Annotated in this window: 29 protein-coding genes and 1 tRNA gene; 19 read left to right on the forward strand and 11 right to left on the reverse strand. The window is 58.6% G+C overall.

From position 1 onward, the window contains the following. Positions 1-53 precede the first annotated feature (53 nt). The 14 genes from AC3WMT_RS20250 (at position 54) to AC3WMT_RS20315 (ending at position 12,814) form a co-directional block, all read left to right on the forward strand. Positions 54-1,193: a trypsin-like peptidase domain-containing protein gene (locus tag AC3WMT_RS20250; protein ID WP_103305561.1), complete on the forward strand. Its 1,140-nt coding sequence runs from the start codon at positions 54-56 to the stop codon at positions 1,191-1,193. Positions 1,194-1,263: 70 nt separating this feature from the next. Next, positions 1,264-2,391: a phosphoribosyltransferase domain-containing protein gene (locus AC3WMT_RS20255; protein ID WP_103305562.1), complete on the forward strand. Its 1,128-nt coding sequence runs from the start codon at positions 1,264-1,266 to the stop codon at positions 2,389-2,391. Continuing rightward, a complete protein-coding gene (locus AC3WMT_RS20260; protein WP_103305563.1) occupies positions 2,381-3,139 on the forward strand; it encodes a trehalose phosphatase in 759 nt (252 codons plus the stop codon). Before AC3WMT_RS20255 ends, AC3WMT_RS20260 begins: the two co-directional genes overlap by 11 nt. Beyond that, positions 3,132-4,226, forward strand: coding sequence for a cysteine protease StiP family protein (locus AC3WMT_RS20265; protein WP_103305564.1), 1,095 nt, complete (start codon positions 3,132-3,134; stop codon positions 4,224-4,226). Before AC3WMT_RS20260 ends, AC3WMT_RS20265 begins: the two co-directional genes overlap by 8 nt. Further along, positions 4,226-5,176: an HpcH/HpaI aldolase/citrate lyase family protein gene (locus AC3WMT_RS20270; RefSeq protein ID WP_103305565.1), complete on the forward strand. Its 951-nt coding sequence runs from the start codon at positions 4,226-4,228 to the stop codon at positions 5,174-5,176. The genes AC3WMT_RS20265 and AC3WMT_RS20270 overlap by 1 nt, the downstream gene beginning before the upstream one ends. Beyond that, positions 5,173-5,928, forward strand: a complete 756-nt coding sequence (locus AC3WMT_RS20275) for an HAD family hydrolase (RefSeq protein ID WP_103305566.1) — start codon at positions 5,173-5,175, stop codon at positions 5,926-5,928. The genes AC3WMT_RS20270 and AC3WMT_RS20275 overlap by 4 nt, the downstream gene beginning before the upstream one ends. Before the next feature lie 2 nt (positions 5,929-5,930). Continuing rightward, entirely contained in the window at positions 5,931-6,515 is a 585-nt protein-coding gene (locus AC3WMT_RS20280; protein WP_103305567.1) for a TerD family protein, read from the forward strand. After that, on the forward strand, positions 6,515-7,693 hold the full coding sequence (locus tag AC3WMT_RS20285; protein WP_103305568.1) for a TerD family protein: 1,179 nt from the start codon (positions 6,515-6,517) through the stop codon (positions 7,691-7,693). The genes AC3WMT_RS20280 and AC3WMT_RS20285 overlap by 1 nt, the downstream gene beginning before the upstream one ends. A gap of 46 nt (positions 7,694-7,739) precedes the next feature. Further along, positions 7,740-8,189, forward strand: coding sequence for a tellurite resistance TerB family protein (locus AC3WMT_RS20290; protein ID WP_103305569.1), 450 nt, complete (start codon positions 7,740-7,742; stop codon positions 8,187-8,189). 44 nt (positions 8,190-8,233) lie between these two features. After that, on the forward strand, positions 8,234-9,235 hold the full coding sequence (locus AC3WMT_RS20295) for a TerC/Alx family metal homeostasis membrane protein (RefSeq protein WP_103305637.1): 1,002 nt from the start codon (positions 8,234-8,236) through the stop codon (positions 9,233-9,235). 32 nt (positions 9,236-9,267) lie between these two features. Further along, positions 9,268-9,843 carry a TerD family protein gene (locus AC3WMT_RS20300; RefSeq protein WP_103305570.1) on the forward strand — a complete coding sequence of 192 codons (576 nt, stop codon included), beginning with the start codon at positions 9,268-9,270 and terminating at the stop codon, positions 9,841-9,843. 27 nt (positions 9,844-9,870) lie between these two features. Further along, the gene (locus AC3WMT_RS20305) at positions 9,871-10,449 is read left to right on the forward strand and encodes a TerD family protein (protein WP_103305571.1); all 579 of its coding nucleotides are present in this window, start codon (positions 9,871-9,873) and stop codon (positions 10,447-10,449) included. 174 nt (positions 10,450-10,623) lie between these two features. Next, entirely contained in the window at positions 10,624-11,583 is a 960-nt protein-coding gene (locus AC3WMT_RS20310; protein ID WP_103305572.1) for a lysozyme inhibitor LprI family protein, read from the forward strand. 52 nt (positions 11,584-11,635) lie between these two features. Continuing rightward, positions 11,636-12,814: a DUF4236 domain-containing protein gene (locus AC3WMT_RS20315; RefSeq protein WP_103305573.1), complete on the forward strand. Its 1,179-nt coding sequence runs from the start codon at positions 11,636-11,638 to the stop codon at positions 12,812-12,814. Between the two features lie 49 nt (positions 12,815-12,863). Here AC3WMT_RS20315 and AC3WMT_RS20320 read toward each other — a convergent pair whose 3' ends face one another. Both AC3WMT_RS20320 and AC3WMT_RS20325 read right to left on the reverse strand, forming a co-directional pair. After that, positions 12,864-14,108, reverse strand: a complete 1,245-nt coding sequence (locus AC3WMT_RS20320; protein ID WP_103305574.1) for a VWA domain-containing protein — start codon at positions 14,106-14,108, stop codon at positions 12,864-12,866. A gap of 142 nt (positions 14,109-14,250) precedes the next feature. Next, a complete protein-coding gene (locus AC3WMT_RS20325) occupies positions 14,251-14,979 on the reverse strand; it encodes a class I SAM-dependent methyltransferase (RefSeq protein WP_103305575.1) in 729 nt (242 codons plus the stop codon). Positions 14,980-15,551: 572 nt separating this feature from the next. Between AC3WMT_RS20325 and AC3WMT_RS20330 the strand changes: the two genes are divergently transcribed. Next, positions 15,552-15,914 (forward strand): DUF6124 family protein, encoded by a 363-nt coding sequence (locus AC3WMT_RS20330; RefSeq protein ID WP_103305576.1) that lies wholly within the window; start codon positions 15,552-15,554, stop codon positions 15,912-15,914. Positions 15,915-15,984: 70 nt separating this feature from the next. Here the strand turns inward: AC3WMT_RS20330 and AC3WMT_RS20335 are convergent, their stop codons facing one another. Both AC3WMT_RS20335 and AC3WMT_RS20340 read right to left on the reverse strand, forming a co-directional pair. Further along, positions 15,985-16,392, reverse strand: coding sequence for a type II toxin-antitoxin system HicB family antitoxin (locus tag AC3WMT_RS20335; protein ID WP_103305577.1), 408 nt, complete (start codon positions 16,390-16,392; stop codon positions 15,985-15,987). 36 nt (positions 16,393-16,428) lie between these two features. Continuing rightward, positions 16,429-16,608 (reverse strand): type II toxin-antitoxin system HicA family toxin, encoded by a 180-nt coding sequence (locus AC3WMT_RS20340; RefSeq protein WP_103305578.1) that lies wholly within the window; start codon positions 16,606-16,608, stop codon positions 16,429-16,431. Positions 16,609-16,968: 360 nt separating this feature from the next. Between AC3WMT_RS20340 and AC3WMT_RS20345 the strand changes: the two genes are divergently transcribed. Then, complete coding sequence (locus tag AC3WMT_RS20345) at positions 16,969-17,487, forward strand: BRCT domain-containing protein (RefSeq protein ID WP_103305579.1); 519 nt, start codon at positions 16,969-16,971, stop codon at positions 17,485-17,487. Positions 17,488-17,506: 19 nt separating this feature from the next. Here the strand turns inward: AC3WMT_RS20345 and AC3WMT_RS20350 are convergent, their stop codons facing one another. The 6 genes from AC3WMT_RS20350 to AC3WMT_RS20375 all read right to left on the reverse strand — a co-directional run bounded on the left by AC3WMT_RS20350 (position 17,507) and on the right by AC3WMT_RS20375 (position 21,812). Further along, positions 17,507-17,689: a hypothetical protein gene (locus AC3WMT_RS20350; RefSeq protein ID WP_103305580.1), complete on the reverse strand. Its 183-nt coding sequence runs from the start codon at positions 17,687-17,689 to the stop codon at positions 17,507-17,509. 253 nt (positions 17,690-17,942) lie between these two features. Continuing rightward, positions 17,943-18,016: transfer RNA gene (locus AC3WMT_RS20355), tRNA-Gly, on the reverse strand. A 158-nt stretch (positions 18,017-18,174) separates the two neighbouring features. After that, positions 18,175-19,059 carry an alpha/beta fold hydrolase gene (locus AC3WMT_RS20360; protein WP_103305581.1) on the reverse strand — a complete coding sequence of 295 codons (885 nt, stop codon included), beginning with the start codon at positions 19,057-19,059 and terminating at the stop codon, positions 18,175-18,177. A gap of 316 nt (positions 19,060-19,375) precedes the next feature. Beyond that, positions 19,376-20,068 (reverse strand): pseudouridine synthase, encoded by a 693-nt coding sequence (locus tag AC3WMT_RS20365; RefSeq protein WP_103305582.1) that lies wholly within the window; start codon positions 20,066-20,068, stop codon positions 19,376-19,378. A 33-nt stretch (positions 20,069-20,101) separates the two neighbouring features. Further along, positions 20,102-20,332 carry a cysteine-rich CWC family protein gene (locus AC3WMT_RS20370; protein ID WP_103305583.1) on the reverse strand — a complete coding sequence of 77 codons (231 nt, stop codon included), beginning with the start codon at positions 20,330-20,332 and terminating at the stop codon, positions 20,102-20,104. Then, positions 20,325-21,812: a sensor domain-containing diguanylate cyclase gene (locus AC3WMT_RS20375; protein ID WP_103305584.1), complete on the reverse strand. Its 1,488-nt coding sequence runs from the start codon at positions 21,810-21,812 to the stop codon at positions 20,325-20,327. The genes AC3WMT_RS20370 and AC3WMT_RS20375 overlap by 8 nt, the downstream gene beginning before the upstream one ends. Positions 21,813-22,050: 238 nt before the next feature. Between AC3WMT_RS20375 and AC3WMT_RS20380 the strand changes: the two genes are divergently transcribed. Both AC3WMT_RS20380 and AC3WMT_RS20385 read left to right on the forward strand, forming a co-directional pair. Next, positions 22,051-22,314, forward strand: a complete 264-nt coding sequence (locus tag AC3WMT_RS20380; protein WP_103305585.1) for a hypothetical protein — start codon at positions 22,051-22,053, stop codon at positions 22,312-22,314. A gap of 178 nt (positions 22,315-22,492) precedes the next feature. Then, a complete protein-coding gene (locus AC3WMT_RS20385) occupies positions 22,493-22,900 on the forward strand; it encodes a hypothetical protein (RefSeq protein WP_103305586.1) in 408 nt (135 codons plus the stop codon). Positions 22,901-22,966: 66 nt separating this feature from the next. Here the strand turns inward: AC3WMT_RS20385 and dspII are convergent, their stop codons facing one another. Next, positions 22,967-24,079, reverse strand: coding sequence for an enoyl-CoA hydratase/isomerase DspII (dspII, locus tag AC3WMT_RS20390; protein WP_103305587.1), 1,113 nt, complete (start codon positions 24,077-24,079; stop codon positions 22,967-22,969). A 132-nt stretch (positions 24,080-24,211) separates the two neighbouring features. Between dspII and ung the strand changes: the two genes are divergently transcribed. Next, positions 24,212-24,904, forward strand: a complete 693-nt coding sequence (ung, locus tag AC3WMT_RS20395; protein ID WP_103305638.1) for a uracil-DNA glycosylase — start codon at positions 24,212-24,214, stop codon at positions 24,902-24,904. Positions 24,905-24,964 lie beyond the last annotated feature (60 nt).

Below are 24,964 nucleotides of genomic sequence, written 5' to 3' on the forward strand. Positions count from 1 at the left end.
TTGGTCGTTCGATACGGCCCCATGCAGGACGCAAGACAAGGAGTTTTCAAGGAATGATGGTGCTCGCGCCTGGCGCAAACACCGCAGTATCAAACGCCCGGAGTGAATGGACTCTGGAATGTGGAAACTCCTCGGCTTTCGGGGAGTACGCCGCCGTTGCCATATTGCCGGTTGACGAAAAACGCCGCCCGAAAGGTGATGCCGCCCTTTTTCAGACGCCGCGCGCGTGGATGGAATGGGTCGGCGATCAGCAAAAAGTCGGTTGCAAGCTGAACCTGGATGAAATCCCGGCCGGCAGCGACCGTGTGTTGCTGGTGGTCTACACGTTCTCCGCCGTTGGCCCGGTCAGTGAGCTGAAGAACCTGCGCCTGCAGGTGGATGGCCAGATCGAGTACTCCCTGGATCTGCGCGAAAACGGCGAATCCGCCATCATCATCGGCGAATTTTACAGCCGCAATCAGCAGTGGAAATTTCGCGCACTGGCCGAAGGTTCTGCCTACGGGCTGGCGGCACTCGGCCGTCGCATCGGCCTCGATATCGACGAAGCCCACCCCAATGGACGCCAGAACGCGCCAGGCTCCGGCAGAGCCCCGGACAGCGCCACCGGCACTGCTTTCGCCGTTTCTCCTACCCATGTCATGACTTGTGCCCACGTCATTGAAGGCATGCGCGAGATTCACATTGCCTCGTTTGACGGACGCTATCGTGTCGACCCCGTGGTGGTCGATCGGCGCAACGATATTGCTCTTTTACGGGTGATCGACTGCCCGCCGTTGAAACCGGTGGCCTTCAAGTCCGGATTCGGTTGCGATCTGGGTGAAGACATTGTCGCGTTGGGCTTTCCGCTGGCCGGTTTCGCCGGTGGCGGCGTCCACGTCACTCAGGGGGGTGTGTCGGCGCTGTTCGGTTTGCGCAACGATGCCAGTCTGTTGCAGTTCACGGCGCCCATTCAGCCGGGCTCAAGCGGTAGTCCGCTATTCGATTTTTCCGGTGCCGTGATTGGCCTGGTGACCTCTTCGGTACCCGATGCGCAAAACATGAATTTTGCGGTGAAAGCCTCGCTGCTGGTTTCGTTTCTCGATGCCTGTCGGGTCGATGGAAAAATAAATGCGTCTGGCCAGACGTTCACAGCGGCGCAGTTGGCTCGCGAAGCACAAGCATCAATGTGGCGGGTGGAAGCCACAAATCTCTGATTCACTTTTGAATTGAAACCCACGGAAGAGGCGCTGGATCTTCGATCACACGCCAAGTCAGGAATTGTTAATGGAATCTGGTACAGCAACGAAAGCGCTGAGCGCACAACTGATGCGTGGACGTCTGGACGTCAACGTTGATGATGCTGTCATTGCCCCCGAATCACTGTTCGGCTTTGCCGAACGACGTAATCCGAAGCGCGCATTCCTGTTCGTGTCGAAAGTACTCGGACGGCATATTCCGGTCCGGCCATCAGTGATGGCCGCCAGTTTTGAAAGTCTGGCCGCCGAAATTCCGGCGGACCTGCCAGGCCCTGTGCTGGTCATCGGCATGGCCGAAACCGCAGTCGGCCTCGGCGCCGGCGTTCACCGTGCGTACAGCGCCACTCGCCCCGATACCGTGTACATGGTCAGCACCCGTCACCCCACCGGGACCGAGTTGTTCGCCCGTTTCGAAGAAGAACACAGTCACGCCAGTGCGCATCTGATTCACCTGCCGGTCGATCCGCAAGTGCGTGAACAGATGCTCAGCGCCCGTTCATTGGTGCTGGTTGATGACGAGGCCTCGACGGGCAAGACATTCATCAATCTGCATCGGGCGCTGGTCGATGCCGGTCTGGATAAACTCGAACAGGTCGTGACCTGTGTACTCACGGACTGGTCCGGCGGCGCGGTGCGTGATGCGCTGGGTGATTGCGCGCATCAGGTTTCCCTGCTGCAGGGCTCGTATAAATTCCATGAAGACCCGGATGCGCCTTTGCCCGACATGCCGGCGGTGGGCACCATTGCTGCCGGTGACTGGCCGGTGAGCGCGGAAAATGACTGGGGCCGCCTCGGCGTGCGGGCTGTCGCCGACACCCTGGCGCCAGGCCTTCAGGTACAACCGGGTGAGCGGATTCTGGTGGTGGGCACCAGCGAGTTTGTCTGGCGTCCATTCCTGCTCGCCGAACGTCTGGAACGTGCTGGCGCCGATGTCCATTTCAGTTCGACCAGCCGCTCGCCGATTGCGCTGGGCCATGCGATCGAGCATGCCTTGTCGTTCGCCGACAACTACGGTCTGGGCATTCCAAATTTTCTCTACAACGTGCGTCCGGGTCAGTTCGACCGGGTGCTGATCTGTTCGGAAACCCCACAGCAGGCAGTCTCTGCCGAACTGTTGAAAACCTTGAATGCGCAGGTGATCGTCGATGCCAAGTAACCGTCCGTTGACGCTGGTTGATCTCGACGACACGTTGTTTCAAACCGCACGCAAGATGAAAGAGGGCACACCTCGCCACACAGCGACCCTGGATGTCGACGGTCAGCCCAACGGTTACATGAGCCCGGTGCAGAAATCGATGGTCGAGTGGCTGCTGGCGACGACCGATGTCGTCCCGGTCACGGCGCGCAGCGTAGAAGCGTTCAGCCGGGTCCGGTTGCCCTTTCAGCACGGTGCCATCTGCTCCCATGGCGGTGTGATCCTCGGCGCGGACGGCACGCTCGATCAGGCCTGGCAGGCGCGCATGGAAGACCTCCTCGCCAACTATCAGCGCCGCCTGCCGGATCTGAGTGAGGCGACGCTGGCCATCGGCAAGCAACTGGGCATTTCCCTGCGCGGCTGGGTGGTTGCAGAGCAGGGCTTGCGCCATTACGTGGTGACCAAACACAACGAAAGCAGTGACGACGTTCTCGACGCGGTGCTGGCTGAAGTCCGGGCGCAAGGCTTGCTGGATGGCCTGCACATTCATGGCAACAGCAACAATCTGGCGTTCCTGCCGCAAGGCCTGTCGAAGCAGGCGGCGGTTCAGGAATGGTTGCGCCGTGATCGTGAAATCAACGGTGAACGCCCTGTGCTGGGCTTCGGCGACAGCATCACCGACCTGGCGTTCATGGAGGAGTGCCACCTGTGGGCGACCCCGACGCGCAGCCAGTTGGCCAAGCGGGCAGGGGCTTCGATCCATGAGTGATGCGATCTCCAGCCTGGTGACGGTGGGCAGTGCGAGCTACGCGCCGGATGACGTGCATTTCCTCCTGCAAGCGGTGCAGATGGACGTGACGGACGTCGAGGAAAAAGAGCGCCTGATTCAGACGAAGCAGAAGCACTATTCCGAAATGATCAGTCTGGAAAGTGCCCCAAGCGATGTGCACAAGGCCCTGTACGATCGGGTGCTGGCGCAGAACGGCGCGCGCATGGCGACGGATGTGCAGGCCTTGGCTCTGGGCTTGAACGAGGCCTGCACCGGCGCTTCGATTGTGCTGGTTTCGTTCGTGCGTGCCGGACTGCCGCTGGGTGTGCTGTTGCGTCGCGCGCTCATCGACATGGGGCGCGAAGCCTTCCATTACGGCATCAGCATCGTCCGTGATCGCGGCATCGACACGGTCGCCCTGGAAGCCATTATTCAGACCCACGGGGCCGAGAACATCGTCTTCGTCGATGGCTGGACCGGCAAGGGCGCGATCAGCGGCGAAATTCAACGCAGTCTTGGCGCAGACGCACGCTTCCCGAAATCTCCCCGACTGGTCGTGCTGGCTGACCCCTGTGGTCGCGCCTGGATGGCCGCTTCGTCCGAAGACTGGGTGATTCCATCGGGGATTCTCGGCGCCACTGTCTCCGGCCTGGTGTCGCGTTCGATCTGGCCTGAAAACGGCGGACTGCATGGCTGCGTGGTCTACGACCACTTGCGCGAACACGATGTGACACAGACGTTCATCGAGCAGATCGAAACTCACCGTAAAACGTTGGGCATCGTGCCGAAAGCCGTGCCATGGACCGACGCACAGCGTCTCGAGCTTCAGGGGGCCGCCACCCACGTCGTTGCAGCACTGGCAGCACGTTTCGAGGTGAGCAACCTCAATCGGGTCAAGCCAGGCATCGCCGAGGCGACCCGCGCAGTGTTGCGCCGCGTCCCGCACCATGTGCTGATTCGCGACCGCAACGACAGCGACGTGCAATTGCTCATGCACCTGACCGAAGCCGCCGGCGTACCGGTGGAAGAGGTCGGCGCGCAGTTGGGCCCTTATCGGGCAGTGACGATCATTCGGAGTCTGGGCTGATGAAGATGCTTTCTCCTTACGCCCTCGGGGCCACGCTCTACATGCCCGCAACTCGCGCCGATCTGTTGGACGTGGTGTTCCGCACCAAGCTGCCGGAACTGCGTTCGCTGGTGGTGTGCCTGGAAGACGCGGTCGCGGACATTGATATCGAGACGGCGCTAGCCAACCTGCATGGTTTGTTGACGGTCATCGAGCAACGCGGTGGTCGCCCAGAGGGCGGTCCGCTGCTGTTCGTGCGCCCGCGCGATTCACAGATGGCCGCCGTTCTCAATGACTGGCCGCTGATGGCGCATGTCGACGGTTTTGTCATCCCGAAGCTGACCCTGGCCAATCTGGGCGCCTGGGAGCAGGCCGTGACCAACCCTGCGCTGTTCCTGATGCCGACGCTGGAAACCACGGACGTCTTCAACCCCGGCGCGATGGTCGAACTGGGGCATGCCCTCAAGGCCAGCCTCGACCAGCGAATCATCGCCCTGCGCATCGGTGGCAACGATTTGATGGGCAGCCTCGGTCTGCGCCGCAATCCGACCACCACGCTCTATAGCACGCCGATGGGCTACGTGATTCCGATGCTGGCGGGGGTCATGGGTTCGCTGGGCTTTGCCTTGACCGCGCCGGTTTTCGAACAATTGGCGTCGCCGCAGTTGCTCAAGGAAGAACTGGAATTCGATATCGCCCATGGCCTGGTCGGCAAGACCGCCATTCACCCGAGCCAGATCGAAATCATCCAGGACACGTTGCGCGTCAGCCTCGAAGACTTCAACAGCGCCAAGCTGATCGTCAGTGACGTGGCCCCGGCGGTATTTCGTCACAACGACGCGATGTGCGAGCCCGCCACCCACTACAAGTGGGCGACGAACATTCTTGAGCGCGCACGCTGGCACGGTATCCGCCATGCGGAAAACGGTGTCGGCGAAGTTTCGATTCGCCTGGCGGAGGCTGCAGGATGAAAGAGCTGATCGACAATGCCGGGGCACCGCAGCGACCAGTCCTCGCCGTGTTCGATTTCGACGGCACGCTGACCCGGCACGACAGTTTCGTGCCGTTTCTGAAGTTCGCGTTCGGCAAGCGTGAGTTCAATCGGCGCCTGCTCCGACTGGCGCTGCCCAGCCTGCGATTCGTCGCCCGGCGGATGAGCCGTGACGAACTCAAGGCGCAATTGATCCGTACGTTTCTGAGCGGTGTGAAGCTTGAGTGGCTGAAACAGCAGGCCACGAGTTATTGCGCGCAGGCCTGGCCGCGCCTGATGCGTCCGTCAGGTTTGCTGGCGATCGAGGCCGAGCTCAAGTCCGGTGCCGTGGTGACGTTGTGTTCCGCTTCGCCTGCACTGGTCTTGCAGCCTTTCGCCGAGCGCTTGGGCATCAACTTGATCGGTACGGAACTGGAAGTGGTGGACGGCGTATTGACCGGGCACATCACCGGCGACAACTGTCGCTGCGCGAACAAAGTCATCAGGCTGGAAGCGGTTTACGGCAGTTTGCTGCAATACCGGATCAGAGCCTGGGGCGATACCCGCGGCGATCACGAATTGCTCGCGGCGGCCGAAGATGCGCACTGGCGGCACTTTCACCCGTTATGGCGACGTGGACGCCTGCGGGTAAGCAATGGAAGAAATCCGGGCGTGCGCGATGCGCAGGCCGACCTGCATGAGGCGCGCACATCCGAGCGGCCCATGAACACCGATGACCAACAAGGAGCGTAACGATGGTACTTACCCTAGAAAAAAAGCAGTCCATTTCCCTGGAAAAAACCGCTGGTACGGCGCTGTCCAGCGTCAGCCTCGGCCTGGGTTGGGACCCGGTGAAGGCCGGCTTTCTCGGCAAGCTGATGGGCAATGGCGGTGATATCGACCTGGACGCTTCGTGCATCCTGCTCGACGGCAGCCTGCAGCCGGTCGACCTGGTCTGGTTCCGCCAGCTCAAGTCGCAGGACGGCTCGATCCAGCATTCCGGCGACAACCGCACCGGCGAAGGTGCGGGTGACGACGAAACCATCCACGTTGACCTGCAACGTCTGCCGGCCGTCGTCCAGCACCTGGTGTTCACCGTGAACAGCTTCACCGGGCAGAACTTCGAAAAAGTCGAAAATGCCTACTGCCGCATCGTCAACGCCAGTAACAAAAACGAACTGGCCCGCTTCAATCTGTCCGAGCGTGGCGCTCACACCGGCATCGTCATGGCCAGCCTGTCCCGCGACAGCGATGGCTGGAAATTCACCGCGATCGGTCAGACCACCAATGGCCGCACCGCCGACGATCTGGTCAACCTGGCCGTTCAGGCGCTGCGTTAATGGCGACCCTTGCTCCGGGCGGCAACGCGCCAGTTGCCAGCGGCCCGCTTCGCGTCGACATCAATTACTCGCCGATTCCTGGCGCTGACATTGATGTCTCGGCCTTTGTTCTGGGAACCACGGCAAAGGTTCGCGGCGATGGCGACATGTGCTTTTACGGGCAACCGAGCGTATTGGGCGGGGCAGTCACCCTGTCCGACGCCTCGGCGGGTCGTGCTGTGTTCACGGTCGATCTGAGCCGACTTGAAGCGGCCGTGGAAAAGGTCGCACTGACCGCCACGATCTACGAAAACAAGGCCAGTTTCGAGCGCGTCTCGCAGTTGTCGGTGGTGGTGTCCGGTGGCGTCGAAGCGCAGATCCCGACCAGTGGCATGAAGGAAACCGCGCTGATCCTCGGCGAGTTTTATCGTCGTCAGGGCGAGTGGAAATTCCGCTGTGTCGGACAGGGCTTCAACGGTGGACTTGAGCCGTTGGCCAGGCACTTCGGTGTGGATGTGGCTGCTCCGGCAGCAGCGCCGACACCGGCTCCAGCCCCAGCCCCGGCTCCTGCCCCGGTACCGCCTGCGGCAGCGAAATCGTCGATCAGCCTGAGCAAGGTCACCCTCGACAAGACCCGCAGCTCCATCAGTCTGGAGAAGACGGCGGCCGGCTTCGGTGAGATCAAGGTCAACCTGAACTGGAACAAGCGCAGCTCCGGCGGCTTCTTCCGCAGCAGCACCTCGGTCGACCTGGACGTCGGTTGCCTGTACGAGTTGCAGGACGGTGAAAAGGGTGTGGTGCAAGCCCTTGGCAACTGCTTCGGCGAATTGAAGCATGCGCCTTACATCCAGTTGATGGGCGACGACCGTACCGGCTCCGTGGCCGGTGGCGAATGGATGCACATCAATGGCGGCAAGTGGGCAGAAGTGCGCCGCATCCTGATTTTCGCCTTCATCTACGAAGGCGCGCCGAACTGGCGCGAGACCGACGGCGTCGTGACCATTTACATCCCGAATCAGCCGGACATCGAGGTTCGCCTCAACGAAGAGGGCGGTCGCCATGGCATGTGCGCCATTGCAATGCTCGAAAACGTCAACGGTGCCGTCAAGGTTTCCCGGCGAGTGGATTTCCACCGCGGGCATTCGGCGATGGACGAAGCCTACGGCTGGGGCATGAACTGGCGCGCCGGCTCTAAATAGTTACCTTGGCGGGGCTTGGTGCCCCGCCCTTTGAGAGGACCTCAAAATGCTTGCATGGCTTAAAGAAAACGCTGCATTGGCGCGGGACAAACTGACCACTGAGGTGAGCAAGTTCAAAAACCAGAAATTCATGGAGGCCACGACTGCCGCGTGCGCAATCGTCGCCGCTGCAGACGGTGAGATTTCTTCCGCCGAGAAAACCAAAATGGCCGGGTTTATCAATAACTCGTCGGAATTGAAGGTTTTCAACATGGCCGACGTCATCAAATCCTTCAACGGTCACTGCGAAAAGTTCGAGTTTGACTTTCAGATCGGTCAGGCGGAAGCGCTCAAGGCTATCGGCAAGATCAAGGGCGATGCCGGTGCCGGCCGCCTGCTGGTGCGTGTCGCGTGTGCCATCGGTGCGTCGGATGGCAACTTCGACGACAAAGAAAAAGCGGCATGCCGTCTGATTTGCCTCGAGCTGGGATTGAACCCGGCTGATTTCGAACTTTAAGGAGCGGTACCTTGGACAGTCACATTGGATTTCCCCCGCTGACCATGGCGGTGTTCGTCGGTATCGCGCTGGGCGCGTTGCTGCTCGACATGGTCACCCACCGTGGGGACAAACCCATTTCGCTGGCCAAAGCCTCGATCTGGTCGATTTTCTGGATTGCGATCTCGCTGGCGTTTGCAGGTTTTCTGTATGTGCAGCACGGGCCGGATGTCGCGAGCCTGTTCGTCACCGGTTATGCGCTGGAAAAAGTCCTCAGCGTCGACAACCTCTTTGTATTCATGGCGATTTTTGCCTGGTTCAAAGTGCCTGATGGCATGCGTCACCGCGTGCTGTACTGGGGCATCATCGGTGCCATCGTGTTCCGCGGGATCTTCGTTGCCATCGGTACCGGTCTGCTGGCGTTCGGCCCGTGGGTCGAGATCGTGTTCGCCGTGATCGTCGCCTGGACAGCCATCATGATGCTGCGCAGCGGCGGTGATGACGAAGAAGAGGAAGACTATTCCAAGCACATGGCTTACCGCTTTGCGCAAAAACTCTTCCCGGTATGGCCAAAGCTGCACGGCCATAACTTCTTCGTGTCGCGCAAGCAACTCGAAGTGGAACTGAAGAAACCCGAGAACCAGGGCATGACACTGGCGGCGAAGGGCACCATTTTCGCCACGCCACTGTTCCTTTGCCTGGTGGTCGCAGAAGTTTCCGACATCCTGTTTGCCTTCGACTCCGTACCGGCAGTCATCGCCGTGAGCCGCGAGCCGCTGATCGTTTACTCGGCCATGCTCTTCGCCATTCTCGGCCTGCGGACCATGTACTTCGTCCTGGAAGCCCTGAAACGCTATCTGGTGCACCTGGAAAAATCGGTGATCGCGCTGCTGTTCTTCATTGCCGTCAAGCTGGGCTTGAATGCAACCGACCACATGTTCCATCACGGCTACACCATCGATGCGAACACCAGTTTGCTGATCGTTATGGTGGTGCTGGCAATCGGTGTCGTCGCCAGTCTGATCTTCCCCGGAAAGGAAGAAGAAGCACCGATCGAAAACCAATGAGTAATCGTCTTCACCACAAGGAGTAATACCCCATGGCACTGACTCTTCAAAAGGGTGCAAACCTGTCGCTGACCAAAACCGACCCGAGCCTGAGCAAGATTCTGGTTGGCCTGGGCTGGGACCCGCGCGCCACTGACGGCGCAGAGTTTGACCTGGACGCGAGCGCTCTTCTGCTGGGTGCGAACGGCAAGGTCCGCAGCGAAGCCGACTTCATTTTCTACAACCAACTGAAAAGCCTGGACGGTTCGGTTGAGCACACCGGTGACAACCGCACCGGTGCTGGCGACGGCGACGACGAAGTGATCAAGGTCGACCTGAGCCGTGTTCCGGCCGACGTGGAAAAGGTGGTTTTCGTTGTCACCATCCATGACGCCGAATCGCGCAAGCAGAGCTTTGGTCAGGTGGGTGGTTCGTTCATCCGCGTGGTCAATGACGTGACCAGTGCCGAAGTGGTCCGCTACGACCTGGCTGAAGACGCCTCGACCGAAACGGCGATGGTGTTCGCCGAACTGTATCGCCACAACGGCGAGTGGAAATTCCGCGCCGTTGGTCAGGGTTATGCCGGTGGTCTGCGCGCCCTGGCCAACTCCTACGGCATGAACTTTTAACCAACCCCCAACAAAAGGAATGTGAACATGGCTGTAAGTCTGTCCAAAGGTGGCAACGTTTCGCTGTCCAAAGAAGCTCCGGGCCTGTCCGAAGTGATCGTGGGCCTGGGTTGGGATCCGCGTGTCACTGACGGCACCGAGTTCGACCTGGATGCTTCGATTTTCATCGTGGGTGAAAACGGCAAAGTCCTCGACGACAACGGTTTCATTTTCTACAACAACAAAAAATCCGCCGACGGCTCCGTCGAGCACCTGGGCGACAACCGCTCGGGCGCTGGTGAAGGCGACGACGAGCAAGCCACCGTCAAGCTCAACGGCCTGGCGGCTGCTGTGAAGAAACTGGTGTTCTCGGTGACCATCCACGACGCCGAAGCCCGCAAGCAAAGCTTCGGTCAGGTGTCCAACGCCTACATCCGAGTGATCAACAAGGCTGACGGTAAAGAGCTGGCTCGCTACGACCTGAGCGAAGACGCTTCCACCGAAACCGCGATGATTTTCGGTGAGCTGTACCGTAACGGTGAAGAGTTCAAGTTCAAGGCGATCGGCCAGGGTTTTGCTGGCGGCCTGAAGCCTCTGGCTGAAGCCCACGGTGTGAGTATCGGCTAACCCGCAAGGGTTGAGAAGGCCCCCTCGCGAGGGGGCTTTTTCTTGTCCGTCGTTCGTGCGGAAGTGGTACTTGAAAGAAAAAAAGGGAATGTTTCGGCGAGTGGATGGTTGGCGTTCTGGCAACGTCGTCGGGCATCTACCGCAGGGTTTGCGTACACAAAAGGGATTTCGACCATGTCACGCTTGTTTCTCGGCTCAAGCCTCTTTGGCTTGCTGCTGGCGCTGTGCGCTGCCCCGGTATCGGCAGCAAGTTTTGATTGTTCCAAGGCCACCACTTTTGCCGAAAACGCAATCTGCGCAGAGGGTGCCCTCGGCCTGCTGGATGAGCAATTGAACGCCAAGTACGTTCGTGTGCTGGAAAGTGCCTCTAACCCCACTGACGTCCGCCAGCAGCAGCGTGAGTGGCTGCGTTTGCGCGACAACTGCAAAACCGGGCAGTGCCTGTCGTCCTCGATGTCACAAAGGCTCAGCGAGCTGACGCAGCAGTTGGCAAAACCTGCCAGGCTCGTGGTCGGCTCCGCCACTAAACCGATCGTGCCTGCGGCGACCCTCGATTCTGCAGTTAATCCCGGCCCCGTACAGGCATCGGCAACGGCCAGGCCGGCAAGTTCCGTACGCAATGCGGCGGACGATCATCAAGCGGTTCTGAACCTGAAAATCGCGCTGTTTGTCATGGCGGTTTTGCTGCTGATCTGTGTCTGGTTGCATCATCGGGGATCGATGACGATTTACCAGGACTACACCGACGCACTGTGGACCAGTCTCACGCCAATCCTCGGTATTGGCACCTACTTTATCTGCAATGCTTGGCTGGAAATTCCTGCCCGCTATTCGGCGATTGCCGCCGGGGTGCTGGCGTCGCTCATGGCCTTGCAGGTGATTGTGCAGACGTACCGCAGCAACGGCGTGTCGTTGTATTTCTTGCTCGCACTGTTCGCAAAAATCGCCTTGCTGACGTTTTACTGCCTGATGATGCTGATTTTGTTCGCCAGCAACGCCAGCAACAAGCGCGAGGCCCGGCGCAAGCGCGGTTGGGCCGTGGCGGTGACGACGGTTTTTGTATTCCTCTCGGGGTGGATGTGCCGGCATCGGCAGTTCTCTTCGATTGACGACTACATCGCTGGCAGAACGTAAGCCTTCACGGTCGCGGTGCTGACCTCAGCCAGACAGGACGCAAGGAGCAATCATGGGATTTCGGTTCAGCAAACGGATTACGTTGGTGCCGGGCGTGCGCCTGAATATCAGCGGTTCCGGGGTGAGCACTTCAATCGGTCCTCGGGGCCTGAGCATGACCATTGGCCGCAATGGCACTTACCTCAATGCGGGGCTGCCCGGTACGGGGCTGTCCTATCGTGAGCGCATTGATCGTCCTGCTCGGCAGCGCACTGCGGCAACGGAGTACACCGGCCCGGTGAAGATCAAGGTCACCGACGAGGGCACTCTGCTGATCACCGATATCGATGATCAACCGTTGTCGGCAGCCATCGTCAAACGGGTGAAGGCCCAGAAGGAGCAGGACATTCAGCAGTTGCTGGAGAAGGCCGCGCAGACGATCAATCGTGATCTTGAGGATTGCCTTGGGGTGCATTTGCCGACACCGCGCCCAGGATCGCTGCCGGCGATTCCCGCGCCTTTTTCCATAGAGGCCCCGGCAATGCCTGTGCAGTTGACCCCAGGCCTTGTCGATCGAATGCTCCTGCGTGCAGCGAAAGTCGTTCGGCAGGCCGAATCGCAGTTGGCAGCTTACGCTCAGGAACTCGCCGAATGGCAGGCCACTCGCGATGCCCATGAGTTCGAGCGGACAGAGATCGAAAAGGCTTTCCGCTTATCGGCCAAAGGCTTTAGTGCGCAAATGGAGAAGGCGCTCAACTATGTGCTGAGCGGCATTGCGTGGCCCAAGGATACCCGGGTGGCCTACGAGTTTTCTCAGGATGTGTGCGGCATCGCGCTGGATATTGATCTACCGGACGAAAGCGATATGCCACGGCGTATTGCCCAAGCCACTGGCAATGGTCGCCTGACCTTCAAGAAACGCACCGATGCCCAGGCGCGCCGCGACTTCGTTGCGATTTGTTACGGTTCGTTGTTTCGGGTGACGGGTGAGGTTTTTGCGTTGTTGCCCGGAATCGGCAACGTGCTGGTGTCGGGTTATATCCAGCGTGATGATGCGGCCAGCGGGACAGTCGAGGATCACTATGTGATCTCGGTGGTGATTTCACGCAGCCAATGGAATTCGCTGAACTTCGACCGACTGAGTGAAATCGATCCGGTCGCGGCACTCGACAATTTTGGCGCGCGGGTCAAGCTTGACCGTTCGGCGCGATTCGCTGCCATCACACCGCTGCCGATGTCGGCACTGGATTGAGTCCCCGGTCCGCGCAGGACGACCCCGTGCGCGGGTTGTCGGCAAATCGTCAGCGAATGATGCCCTTGGCCTTGGCCTCTTCGAGCCAGATCGGGAATTCCGCCATCAACATGTCGTAGAGCTGCTCTTCAGAGATGTCGTGCAGATCGTCCAGAGCAAAGAAACCGCAGTTGTCTACTACGCGCCCCGTCAGGGTGTCGAGTTTCTCCAGAATGCCGTAGCCGTGGCCACCGAGTCCGACGAATTGCCAGAAGATCGGCAAGTTGGCCGCCTCGACCATCAGACGGGTAATCTTGGTGCTTTGGGACACGCCGCCGTCGCTGATGAACAGCACATACATCGGTGTACCGTCATTGCTTTGCTGAAACTGCTCGATGACCTTCTGGATGACTTTGGGCTCATCGTTGATGCGGCTGCCCAGCTCCCATTTTCTCCAGCCGCCATTGTCGGTATCGATGAAGGCTTTGTGATTGCTCAGGGTCACTGGCGAGAGGCGCAAAGGCTTGGCGCCGAACGCCCAGCAATCGAGTTCGCCGTCCTCATCGAACGACACCGCCAGCGGCAGTAACCGGTCGACGACTTCCTGCACCCGCCCCTTTGCGTACTGATGGTTCATCGAGCCGGAAGCGTCGAGCACCAGCACCACCCGGGCCTTGGTCTGGGTGAGGTTGGCTTTCTCCAGGCTGATCTGCGCTTTCTTCGCCAGACTGACCAGATGCGGTGCGGCGTCGGCGATTTTTTTCTCGAGGGATATTTTCACCGGGGCTGGTGCGGGTGCAGGGCTTTCGGCCACTTCGCCACCAAAGTGGTTCACCAACGCATCCAGGCCTTGTGCGTACCCTTGCAGGTTCGAGAGCAGGCGCCACTCGCCGTTTTTGCGATACAACTCGGCCACCATGATGGCTTTTTCGGCGCTGAACGTTGCGCCGGAAAAAGCGCAGTGGGCGACGGCCTGGCCGGCAGGGTTGGACACCGTGAAGTGGCTGGCACCGATTGCGCTCATCGCCCCGGCACCGTCGATGGAGGCCGTGAACACCAAGCGATCAATCGACGCTGGCAATTGCGCAAGATTGATCTGAAAACGCCCCTGATCTTCGATCTTTACGCTGGCGCACGGCGTGGTCGGCTGGTTGAAAAAGACCATGTAGCGATCGTCGGAAAGTTTGCCCTGCGCGTCGACGCCGAAGCAGACGAAATCGATCACATCGCTGGACTGGATCTGAACTGCGAGTGTGAGCGATTGCCCCTGAAGAATGTTTGAAAGAGGTAGTCGTTGTCCCTGGGTGATCTGCATCTTGCTTCCTTGAGTGGTGGGTGTTGCCTCGACGCACGTTTGAGTGCGCCGGATATTCTGTTGCCCGATGGAAAAGCGGGCGATTGAATCGCCCGCGCATTATCACCCTAAAACCCGGGCTGGCCGGTCGAAAGATTTGGTCTCAGCGCTGCACCGCCACCAACATCATCATTGGCCTTTCGCGCTCTTCCGCCAGCGCCGGTTGTGCCGCCACTTCGGCATCGCTCGGGCCCCATTCGTTGAGATGACGAAGGGTGAAACCAGCAGCGATCAGCGAATTGAGCAACGTCCCGACCGTACGATGTTGCTTGATCACGCCGTCGGCCAGCCAGTTCGTCACCCGCTCGCCCTCCATCTGATAACTGTCCAGTGGCCAGCGCTTGTGCCCCTCGTTGTCGATCAGCCAGCCGGGATTGCGCGGGGCCATGAAGATCGGATGCTCGATAGAGAACACAAAGTGCGAACCCGGTTTCAGCGCGGCGTACAGGTGGGCAAACAGCCCCGGCAGATCCTTGATGTAATGCAGTGCCAGAGAGCTGTAGGCCAGATCGAAACTGCACACGGGCAAGTCGAGCTGTTCAAGATCGGCGCGTTCGTAGCGGACGTTCGCCGCCGAGGTGGTTTCGCGCGCGCGCTCCAGCATCTTCTCCGAGACATCCAGCCCCAGCACGCTCGCCGCGCCATTCTCGATGGCCCAACGGCTGAACCAGCCATAACCGCAACCCAGATCCACCACGTTCAAGTCGTGCATGGACGGCAATAACGCCTTGAGCGCCGGCCACTCAGGCGCCGCGTCGAGGCCGCCGATGGAGCGGTTCATCTGGCTGTAGCCCTGGAAGAATTCGGGATCGTCGTAAATGTTTTGCGTCATGGTGAAGGCTCTTTTGAGTTCGATCGTCAGCGGCAAAGTGGCCGCGATTGGAATCCCTCGAAAGTGATGGCGCGTATTCGTCAATGGCCGCGCAGGGGGAGGGTGGTGGCTGATGGGGAAATGCTAGTCGGTTGGGTGGGAGGTGAAAACCGGTGGAGTGTTGTGGATCTGTAATGTCGGGAAAATCGCTATGTGTTATCGCTGCGTAAACATCTTCCGGGTGAGGCGTTTAAAGGCGTGCAGTGTTACGTCCTGAAGCCTACAAATCCTTGCGCCGTTGCCTACCGCTACGCCAGAATCCGCCGGCTTGTGCGCTTTAGGGGCGGTCGGTAACTTGGTTCGCGTCACTGATTTCCAGTGATCGGGTTTAGTAGCCCGGAATCCCCCCTAAATGGCTGCACAAGTACCATTCAAACAGGCGAATGCTTGTACTCGATGGTGGCTGTGCGCATGGCGCCCTCGGGTGCGCCGGATTTAGGGTTTGGGGTCCGGTCTACTAACTTGCGCACAGCTGCCTCCCATCCGTTTAGTAGCGAGATTGGTTGCGGCCCCTATTGATAGGTACCAAGCCCATGTACAAAGTAACGCCAAATCCGCCGGAAACCGATCCGGCCTCCCCCTACGAATCACCTGATTCAAAGAAATTCCACGAAGCCGCCGAGCGCGCCCTCGACCACTACCTCAGCCCAACCGCGCAGATCATGGGTTCCACCCGCGAACCCGAACCGATGTACCTCGCCAACCCTGCCTACGACACCGAATCCTTGCTCGCCAACGCCAGCGAAACCCTCGGCTCGGCCACCACCATGCTCAACAACTTCGCCGCACTGCTCGACACCTCACACCGCAAGACAGCGCTCGGCATTGCACAGGTCGTCATGTTGGGGGAGTTGGCGGTAAATCAGGCGCTGGATAAGGTTGTGCCGGATGAGTAGTCGCATCAAAGTCGATATCTGACAGGCATAAAAAAACCGGCCCATGAGGCCGGTTCCCAAGCGCCAGGACTTAACCCTGCTGCAACACCTTCAACGCTGCCGAAGCCAGAAACCCGGAACGGCTTTTCTCTTCCGGGTGATGCAACACATACTCATCAATGCGGTTGAGCAAGTGGCCCGGCAGGGTGATGTTGAGTTTTTGGGCTTTGCCCAAATACTTGAGCACATCGATATCCACCACGGCCCATGCACAGCCGGTGTATTTCGGGTTGGCCACGTGCAGGCTCAGCTTGCTGGCCGCTGGAATGGGAGCGCCGTCGTCCGCGAGAATCTCGAAATGACCTTCGATGGCTTCGCGAGCCATGGCGACGGCATCGTCCAGATCCTCTCCAGCGGAAAAGCATCCAGGAATGTCCGGGACTTCTACACCCCAGGCGTGTTGGTCATCGCCAATTGAAATCGCAATCGGGTAGAGCATATTCGTTGTCCTCCATGGCGCAACTGACTCAGAGAGTCAAAGCAGCGGCTGCTGCAAAATACTGATGGCCGTTTTCTTCAGCAGATCCTTTTTCGGATGTGGCACGGCGACCAGTCCAGGTTTGGTCGGATGCTTGAAGTGATGGTGACTTCCTTTGATCCGTACCAGATACCAACCGTCTGCGACGAGTTGGCCGATTAAAAAACGGCTATTCACAACACCTCCTTGTGGTGTGCTTGGTGGGTACTATACCTATTGAATTTTTATGATCAACACTATAACCACCGGGCGGTCGTCGTTCTCTGTTGGGTGGTTGGCTTAGCGCAGTCTAGGTAAGACCGAAGCGATGGCGAGGTGGGTTTGTTACCCGGTTTTGCTTATGTTCATGGGGCGATCTTCCGCTGCAAAATATTGGAACACATCTTTTTCTGACGTCACTGCTCGGGCTGCTAACGTTGAACTCTAATGAAGGTCATGGACACTCAACGAGCCTGTTGAAAGGGATCACCTCTCGATAAAGCCAGCGTAGTAATGCATGGAATTTGGCCATGTGATCGTCAGAAGGGAGTGAAACGGATGTCGACTCTAAAATTCAGCTATAGAGATGCAAAGGGCGATTTAAGTCAGCGGGAGTTAATTCAATGGTCAGAGAATTCGGTTTACATTCAAGGACGATCTGCCAGCGATACCTTTCCTAAAACCTATCGCAAGGATCGCATCATCGAAGTATTGCTTGGGGCTGAGCTGCTCTTAAATGAGGCCGCTCCTCCTTCTCCGAGGCTTCAGCACAATCGAAAGCCACCGGCGCTCGTTGCTTCAAAAGCCGCTTCGCAAACGCCTCATCCGAAAATGTCACCGGGTAGGATCAATCAAATTCTTTTCACTGGGTTCGCAGCTGCACAACGGGCTGAGCTTGAGCAAAAAGCAGTGGAATATGGGTTGAGGGTCATGAGTACGGCAGGCAAGACGCTGACGTTTCTTTGTTATGGTGAAAATGCGGGGCCAACCAAAGTTTCCAAAGCACTTGAGGCTGGAGCTTTCATCATCAACTCAGAGCAATTCTTGAATCTGATCACAACAGGAGAAATCCCCTGAAGTCATCACTTCGATCAGCTTACGCATTTAAACCTGCGCCAACCGCCGAATGCTTGGTATGTGCGGCCAGCATCACCTCATTCTGCTTCTTGGTAGCTTCGGTCAGAACTTCACGGTAAACACGCTTTTTTTCGTCCGATTTCGCATTACGGATGAAGTCTGCGAATGGGCTTGCGTACTCCTGTTTGAATCCGATTGTCATGGAATTGCTCCGTCATTGATCCCGAGCATGGGCATCAGTTCGTGCGTCGCATGCTTCTCAAGGATTCTCGTTAGAGAGATCAAAGCGTAAGAGGGGAGGGGGTATCTGCAATCAATGATGTGTTTCCGAATCATTCCGCGCTGCCCAAACGGCCAACCTCAAATCCCAGCCACAAAAAAACCGGCCCTATAGGCCGGTTTTTTCTATCCCTGCATCCCCCGTCAAAAAACACAACGTGAGACCAATATTCGAGTGGAGCGGGTAGAGGGAATCGAACCCTCGTCGGAAGCTTGGGAAGCTACTGTTCTACCATTAAACTATACCCGCTCAGAGCGGCTGACTTTGTACCAGACTCGGCCACGGATTTGAAGTTTTTCTTTTACTCATGAACGCTTTAAATCACTGAAAACGGTCAATCGCGGGCGAGCACTGCGGTGAGAAAAGCAAAATCTCAGCCCGGCAGCCTCGCTCGCGACGACGCTCTTTCAAATAGCCAATGCATGTTGATCCTGAACAAACGAGTATCGCGTGCGGCTCGCCTGCGGTGCCGGTTTCAAGAAGCCGAGCAGGGCGTTCTGGCTATCGCGGCACGCCGCTTTATGCTCCATGTCGAGGAAGTGCCCGGTAGCTTGCAGGGTGGTGAAGGTGCTCTGCGCTACGTGGTTGCCGAACAGGCGCGCATCCTCGGCGGCGGTGTATTCGTCCCATTCGCCGTTGAGAAACAGCACCGGTACGTTGATTCTCTTCGCCGCGTTCAAATAGCACTGGCGATCGCTGTGCAGCACGTCACTGATGTGGAAGTGCATCTGCCCGTATTCGTGCTCGGCCAGGCTGCTGACGTGGCGATAGTTGAAGCGTTTGAACAGCGACGGCAAGTGTTTGCCGATGGTGCTGTTGACCAGTTCACCGACCCGATCGCCGTCGCGCTGGCCAAGGTAATCGACGCCGCGTTCCAGGTAATCGAGCATGTGCGCGTTGATCACTGGCGAGAACGAGCTGATCACGGCTTTCTCGATGCGCCGTGGCTGGTGCGCGAGGGCCACGAGCGTCGCGGCGCCGCCCCAGGAGAACGACAACACGTGTTCGGCGGCGAAGTGGTCGATCAGCTCCAGCAGGATCTGCCCTTCGACTTCTTTCGTCAGATGTTTCTCGTGACGGTTGTGGGCTTTTGACCGGCCCGCGTAGGGCTGGTCGTAGCAGACCACGTTGAATTGCGGGTGCAGGTTCTTCACGGTTTGTGCAAACGACGCAGTCGTGGCCATCGAGCCGTTGACCAGGATGATGGTCTTTTCTGCGGCGTCTGCGCGATAGAACTCCGTGTAAACCCGATACTGACCCTGTATATCCAGCACAGCGATTTCTGGCCTCATGTCATAAGACTCCTGGCAAGCAAGCGGGTATGCGCGCAAAAAGAGATTGCACGAGCTTTGTGACAGGTAGGCATACGCCTGGAATTTGCTTGGCCCATGTCGATCCATGACAGCGGTCGACGGGTATTGTTATTGGCGGGCAGTCTGCCGGCTGAGGCGCAACCCAGAGGGCTGACGACCGGCAAAAAGTTTCTTGGATGTATGGTGTGACTAATCGGTCACAATTTGGCCGACGTCCTGATTCAAGCAGGGGGAGGAGGATCGCGCAAGTGCCGTTGGTAAATTGTTCGACAACTTCTGCTGAGCGGTCGCGGGCTTAGAACAAATGAATCTCTTCGGTGCGCAAAGCGCGGTACTCGCCCGGTTTTAGCGCGTGATCGAGCAGCAGCGGGCCCATGGATTCGCGGTGCAGGCGCAATACTTTGTTGTTGAAGTGGCCAAACATGCGCTTCACTTGATGGTAGCGACCCTCGACGATACTCAGGCGCGCCGACCTCGGGCCGAGCAGTTCCAGATGTGCAGGCTGCGTGGTCAGGTCTTCGAAGGCGAAGTAGATGCCCTCGGCAAACGTCATCGCATACTCCGCGCCAATGTCCTGCTCGGTTTCGACGTAATAAACCTTTGGCAGTTTGGTTTGTGGCTGGGTCAGGCGCCGCGACCAGGTGCCGTCGTTGGTGATCAGCATTAAACCGGTGGTGTTGAAATCCAGACGTCCGGCAATGTGCAAGTCGTCCTTGTCCGGTTCATCGAGCAGGTCGAGCACGGTCGGATGTTGCGGATCGCGGGTGGCGCTGACGCATCCCGGCGGCTTGTGCAGCATGAAGTAGCGTGCCGGTTTGCCCAGTTGCAGCACCTCGTCGTCGACTTCGACGCGGCTGAATTCCAGCACTTCGCTGTGCGGATCCGTGACGACTTTTCCATCAACACGTACGCGCTTTTCCACCAGCAACAGGCGAACCTGCTGACGGTTGTAGCGGGGCAAGTTGCTGAGGAAGCGGTCGACGCGCATGTTCAGGTTTCAGTGGATGGCGGGGCGCGCATTTTACGGGATCGACGGCTTGGCCGCTTGCAGTTGCGCCTCGACCTGCGCGCAGCGCGGGCACAGGCAGGATTTGTTCCGCAGTTCCGGCGGCAAGGCTTCGAGCACGGCCGCGTCGATGCTGACGCCGTAGCACCAGCATGCGCGGTCGGCGGTGCGCGGATCGGCCAGGCTGCAATCGTTGCGGGCGCCGCAGGCCGGGCAGAGTTCGGGTCTTTCGATGACGTCAGGCATAAGTCGAGTGAGGCATTTCCACGCAGGTGCGATTGCGGCCGGTTTGTTTGGCCCGATACATCGCATGATCGGCCCGCGACAGCAGGCTGTGCAAGGTGTCTTCGCGTTGCAGGGTGGTGGCGCCGATGCTCACGGTCAGATTCAGGCTGTGGCCGTTGTAGGCATATTCGTGCTGCTCGACATGCTGGCGGATTTTCTCGGCAATTTTCTGACCGGCGTCGCCGTCGGTATCCTTCAGCAACACAATGAATTCCTCGCCGCCCCAGCGGCAGACAATGTCGGCATGGCGCAGGCAACTTTGCAGGTCGCGGGCAAAACCGATCAGCACCTGATCACCGGCCATGTGCCCATAGGTGTCGTTCAACGCCTTGAAGTGATCGAGATCCAGCAACAGCGCGGTCAATGGCTTCGTTTCCCGTTGCGCTTCGTGCAGGGCTTGCACGGCGAGCAGATCGAAGCCACGGCGGTTCGGCAGCTCGGTGAGACTGTCGAGGGTGGCCTGGGCCTGGATCTTCGATTGAAATCGTTTGATCACGCGGTTGAGCAAGGCCAGCACAATCAACGTCACCAACAGGCAGATCAACAGATTGAGATAGAGCGACTGACGGATTTCGCTCAAAGCGCCGTCTTCGCGTTTATCGACGAACAGGTACCAGTTCAACTCCGGAATAAACCTAACGTTGAGAAAATGCCCCTGGCCGTGAGCGGAGTATTCGTAGCTGCCGCTGTGCGGTTTCGGCAACTGACTGACCAGACTTCTCATGCTGTCGAGTTCGCCAAGGCTTTGCCCGCTATGCGCACCTTCTGGCCCGCCCTCGGCACCGGTCAGCACCAGTCGGCCGAAGGTGTCGACGAAGTACACGCTGCGTTGATAACGCTGTTGGTACTTGTCGATCAGCTTGATCACCGCATCTACGGTCAGACCCACGCCCGCCGCGCCGATAAAGCGGTTGTGGTAGTCGTAGACCTTGTAGTTGATGAAGAACGTCAGGTTGTCCTTGTTGGCCAGATCCGGGTCGACGTTGATCTCGTACGGATCTTTCATGTCGCGCACACGGAAGTACCAGGCATCGCGTGGCTCATCGACTCTGACCTGTTTGAGCACGCCTTTGGCGTGGTAGTAGGTGAGGGTGCTGTTGGAAACGAAGAACGCAGTGTAGGCGCCGTAATGGCTCATGACCTCGTCGAGGTAGCGGGTCATCTGCTCGGGATTCTGTTCGCCGTTCACCACCCAGTCGCGCATGAAGGTGTCGCGGGACATCATCGAGGAAATCAGGATCGGTCTGATCAGATCTTTCTGGATTTCCGAATAGACCGTGTCGGATGTCAGCGGCAGTTCGGTGTTGACGATGTTGTCGCGAATCGACGTGCGCGAAGCGTAGTAACTGAGCAGCGACGTGGCGAGAAAACCGGCGCCAAGCAGGGCAATCAGCGTCAGTACCAGTGAGCGTTGCGAGTACAGCGGAGAACGAAGCGGCATGGCAGTTCCGTTGGCAGTGGCCCGATGGCAAGCATTCTAGTGGCACTGCGCGGAAATAACTGCTCCATGCGCGGCGCGAATGGTCGCTTCTGTATTGGACATCAACCTGTGGTTTTCAGGGTTCCAGCACCACTGATCTGAAGCCGGACTGAACCGGGCACTTGATCGATCCGCGTCAGTCAAAAGCTGTATCGGCTGCTCTGTCCTGTTGCGGCTGTGGGTCTTTCAGGAGGCCGTCATGCGAATTTCGAAACTGTTGCGTCGAGCACTGCTTGGAGCCGTGCTCGGTCTGGGCTTGTCCGGTTGTTACTACTACGCCGGTCCCTACGATGCATATCCCGCCACGTATTACTCTCCCGGCTATTACTCGCCTTATTACTACGGCGGTTATTACGGCCCGCGCTATTACGGTGGCGCGCGTTATTACTATGGTGGTCGCGGCCATTACGGCGGTTATGGACGGGGTTATCACGGCGGCGGATACCACGGTGGGCACCACTAATCAGCTCCTGAATGACGGAGTTGGCGAATGAACAAGGTTTCATGAATCACTTGTTTCAACTTGTTTCAGAAACGCACCAGATTCTGAAAACGCTGTCAGATACTTCGTCAGTCACCGAATAAACGACTGACGCCTGCCAGCGTCGCTGGTGTGGCTACCCGCGGTCCAGGAGGCCGCCATGTATCGCCGAATTCTTCTGCTTGCCGTGATGTTTTTTTCCATTGGCGGATGCGTCCCTTATTCATACGGAGACAGCTATTACAGGTCAGAGGTCTACACCTCACCCGCGCCGGCGTACTACAACGGTGGCGGCACTTATTACAGCGGTGGCAGCACGTACTATTCGGCCCCGCGTTACTATCAGCCAGCCCCGCGCTACTACCAGCAACCGCGTTATTACCAACCGGCACCACGCTACTACCAGCCGGCTCCGCGCTACTACGAAAGCCGTCGTTGGCACGGCAATGATCGTGGCGGCTGGGACGGCCACCGTCGCGGCGGCTGGGACAACGATCACCGCGGTCGCGGCAACTACGACCGTCACAGTGGTCGCGGCGACCACAACGGACGTGGCAACCGCTGGTAATCCACCGCAAACAAAAAAGCGGCGCATTGAGCGCCGCTTTTTTTGTGCCTGCTTTTTATTGGAGGGTCAGTATTGGCTCAGATCAGCCAACGGATGCCGCCCCTCCCAGACCTTGTGAAAATGCGCCTCGACCACCGCATCCGGCACACTGCTGACGTCCGGCCAATGCCAGTGCGGCTTTTGATCCTTGTCGATCAGCCGCGCGCGAACCCCTTCGCTGAACTCCGGGTGCCGGCAGCAATTAAGGCTCAGGGTGTATTCCATCTGGAAAACTTCGGCCAGCGACATATGTCGCGCACGGATGATCTGTTCCCACACCAGGTGCGCGGTCAGGGGTGAACCTTCGCTCAGGGTTTTTGCCGCTCGAGCGATCAGCGCGTCGCTGCTGTCACGTTGCAGGCTGATGGCTTTCCAGGCACAACTCACGTCGCTGACGTCGAGCAGTTCGTCGATCTGCCGACGCCGTGGCAGCCACTGCGGCTCGGGCATCTGCGCCAGCGCTTCCTGCTGCAAGGCCTTGAACAGACTGTTGAGCTGCATGGCGGTCTGTTCCTGCCAGTTGAGTTGCAACAGGCCTTCAATCAGTTCTGGCTGTTGCTCGTCGAGCAGGAAACGGTCGGCCAGATCCAGATCAAGCGCATCGCGGCCGTTCATGTGTGCGCCGGTCAGGCCGAGGAACAAGCCGAGCTTGCCCGGCAGCCGCGCCAGAAACCAGCTGGCGCCAACATCCGGATACAGACCAATGGTGATTTCCGGCATCGCCAAACGGCTGCTCGGCGTGACAATCCGCGTGCTCGCACCTTGCAACAAACCCATGCCGCCGCCCAGCACGTAGCCGTGGCCCCAGCAGATCAACGGTTTCGGGTAGGTGTGCAGACTGTAGTCCAAGCGGTATTCCGCAGCGAAAAATTGCGCGGCCAGCGGCGGTACTTCGCCGGGATGGGCGCGACAGGCTTCGACCAGGCTGCGCACTTCACCGCCAGCGCAAAAGGCTTTGGCGCCATTGCCGCGCAGCAATACGCAGACAATTTGTGGATCCTTGGCCCAGGCATTCAATTTATCGCTGAGGGCGTTGATCATCGGCAGAGACAGCGCGTTCAGCGATTTTTCAGCGTCCAGGCTGGCGATACCGAGGCGTGCGCCGTCGGTGCCGGAGAGTTCTTCGAAGTGCAGATTCATCGTGACCTCGATCGGGAATTTGAACGATCAGTATGATCGCTGTGTGGGAAAGTGCCTGATGTGCATCAGATCAATTGACAAGCGTGGCCGGCTTTCCTAGGGTTCGCCCCATTGTTTTTGCCGGGTATGACCATGACTGCTGACGACCGTATCAAACTCGAACCGAGCTGGAAGGAGGCACTGCGTGCTGAATTCGACCAGCCTTACATGGCAGAGTTGCGCAACTTTCTGCAGCAGGAGCGGGCGGCCGGCAAGGAAATCTATCCGCCGGGTCCGCTGATTTTCAATGCCCTGAATTCGACGCCGCTGGATAAAGTGAAAGTAGTGATCCTCGGTCAGGATCCGTATCACGGCCCGGGACAGGCCCATGGCTTGTGCTTCTCGGTGCAGCCGGGCGTGCCGGCGCCGCCGTCGTTGGTCAACATCTATAAAGAGTTGAAACGCGATCTGAACATCGACATCCCGAGCCACGGTTATCTGCAGAGCTGGGCCGATCAGGGCGTGTTGATGCTCAACACCACCATGACCGTCGAGCGCGCCACCGCCAACGCACACAAAGACAAGGGCTGGCAGTTTTTCACCGATCGGATCATTGAACTGGTCAGCGAGCGCCAGCCGCATCTGGTGTTCATGCTTTGGGGCGCGCATGCGCAGAGCAAGCAGAAGCTGATCGACGCGACCAAGCATCTGGTGCTGACCTCGGTGCACCCGTCGCCATTGTCGGCGTATCGGGGGTTTTTGGGTTGCGGGCACTTCAGCCGGACCAACAAGTTTCTTGAGCAGAATGGCGAGACGCCGATCGAGTGGCGTTTGCCGCCGGTTTGATGTCGACTTGAAGGGCCCCATCGCTGGCAAGTCGAGTCGTCGCACCGCAGCTCCCACAGT

The sequence above is a fragment of the Pseudomonas sp. FW305-7 genome (assembly GCF_058786735.1).

What these genes read in the sequence shown, in the direction of transcription:
- AC3WMT_RS20250 (WP_103305561.1), top strand. Translation starts at nt 54, where the DNA reads ATGATGGTGCTCGCGCCTGGCGCAAACACCGCAGTATCAAACGCCCGG.
- AC3WMT_RS20255 (WP_103305562.1), top strand. Translation starts at nt 1,264, where the DNA reads ATGGAATCTGGTACAGCAACGAAAGCGCTGAGCGCACAACTGATGCGT.
- AC3WMT_RS20260 (WP_103305563.1), top strand. Translation starts at nt 2,381, where the DNA reads ATGCCAAGTAACCGTCCGTTGACGCTGGTTGATCTCGACGACACGTTG.
- AC3WMT_RS20265 (WP_103305564.1), top strand. Translation starts at nt 3,132, where the DNA reads ATGAGTGATGCGATCTCCAGCCTGGTGACGGTGGGCAGTGCGAGCTAC.
- AC3WMT_RS20270 (WP_103305565.1), top strand. Translation starts at nt 4,226, where the DNA reads ATGAAGATGCTTTCTCCTTACGCCCTCGGGGCCACGCTCTACATGCCC.
- AC3WMT_RS20275 (WP_103305566.1), top strand. Translation starts at nt 5,173, where the DNA reads ATGAAAGAGCTGATCGACAATGCCGGGGCACCGCAGCGACCAGTCCTC.
- AC3WMT_RS20280 (WP_103305567.1), top strand. Translation starts at nt 5,931, where the DNA reads ATGGTACTTACCCTAGAAAAAAAGCAGTCCATTTCCCTGGAAAAAACC.
- AC3WMT_RS20285 (WP_103305568.1), top strand. Translation starts at nt 6,515, where the DNA reads ATGGCGACCCTTGCTCCGGGCGGCAACGCGCCAGTTGCCAGCGGCCCG.
- AC3WMT_RS20290 (WP_103305569.1), top strand. Translation starts at nt 7,740, where the DNA reads ATGCTTGCATGGCTTAAAGAAAACGCTGCATTGGCGCGGGACAAACTG.
- AC3WMT_RS20295 (WP_103305637.1), top strand. Translation starts at nt 8,234, where the DNA reads ATGGCGGTGTTCGTCGGTATCGCGCTGGGCGCGTTGCTGCTCGACATG.
- AC3WMT_RS20300 (WP_103305570.1), top strand. Translation starts at nt 9,268, where the DNA reads ATGGCACTGACTCTTCAAAAGGGTGCAAACCTGTCGCTGACCAAAACC.
- AC3WMT_RS20305 (WP_103305571.1), top strand. Translation starts at nt 9,871, where the DNA reads ATGGCTGTAAGTCTGTCCAAAGGTGGCAACGTTTCGCTGTCCAAAGAA.
- AC3WMT_RS20310 (WP_103305572.1), top strand. Translation starts at nt 10,624, where the DNA reads ATGTCACGCTTGTTTCTCGGCTCAAGCCTCTTTGGCTTGCTGCTGGCG.
- AC3WMT_RS20315 (WP_103305573.1), top strand. Translation starts at nt 11,636, where the DNA reads ATGGGATTTCGGTTCAGCAAACGGATTACGTTGGTGCCGGGCGTGCGC.
- AC3WMT_RS20320 (WP_103305574.1), bottom strand. Translation starts at nt 14,108, where the DNA reads ATGCAGATCACCCAGGGACAACGACTACCTCTTTCAAACATTCTTCAG.
- AC3WMT_RS20325 (WP_103305575.1), bottom strand. Translation starts at nt 14,979, where the DNA reads ATGACGCAAAACATTTACGACGATCCCGAATTCTTCCAGGGCTACAGC.
- AC3WMT_RS20330 (WP_103305576.1), top strand. Translation starts at nt 15,552, where the DNA reads ATGTACAAAGTAACGCCAAATCCGCCGGAAACCGATCCGGCCTCCCCC.
- AC3WMT_RS20335 (WP_103305577.1), bottom strand. Translation starts at nt 16,392, where the DNA reads ATGCTCTACCCGATTGCGATTTCAATTGGCGATGACCAACACGCCTGG.
- AC3WMT_RS20345 (WP_103305579.1), top strand. Translation starts at nt 16,969, where the DNA reads ATGTCGACTCTAAAATTCAGCTATAGAGATGCAAAGGGCGATTTAAGT.
- AC3WMT_RS20350 (WP_103305580.1), bottom strand. Translation starts at nt 17,689, where the DNA reads ATGACAATCGGATTCAAACAGGAGTACGCAAGCCCATTCGCAGACTTC.
- AC3WMT_RS20360 (WP_103305581.1), bottom strand. Translation starts at nt 19,059, where the DNA reads ATGAGGCCAGAAATCGCTGTGCTGGATATACAGGGTCAGTATCGGGTT.
- AC3WMT_RS20365 (WP_103305582.1), bottom strand. Translation starts at nt 20,068, where the DNA reads ATGCGCGTCGACCGCTTCCTCAGCAACTTGCCCCGCTACAACCGTCAG.
- AC3WMT_RS20370 (WP_103305583.1), bottom strand. Translation starts at nt 20,332, where the DNA reads ATGCCTGACGTCATCGAAAGACCCGAACTCTGCCCGGCCTGCGGCGCC.
- AC3WMT_RS20375 (WP_103305584.1), bottom strand. Translation starts at nt 21,812, where the DNA reads ATGCCGCTTCGTTCTCCGCTGTACTCGCAACGCTCACTGGTACTGACG.
- AC3WMT_RS20380 (WP_103305585.1), top strand. Translation starts at nt 22,051, where the DNA reads ATGCGAATTTCGAAACTGTTGCGTCGAGCACTGCTTGGAGCCGTGCTC.
- AC3WMT_RS20385 (WP_103305586.1), top strand. Translation starts at nt 22,493, where the DNA reads ATGTATCGCCGAATTCTTCTGCTTGCCGTGATGTTTTTTTCCATTGGC.
- dspII (WP_103305587.1), bottom strand. Translation starts at nt 24,079, where the DNA reads ATGAATCTGCACTTCGAAGAACTCTCCGGCACCGACGGCGCACGCCTC.
- ung (WP_103305638.1), top strand. Translation starts at nt 24,212, where the DNA reads ATGACTGCTGACGACCGTATCAAACTCGAACCGAGCTGGAAGGAGGCA.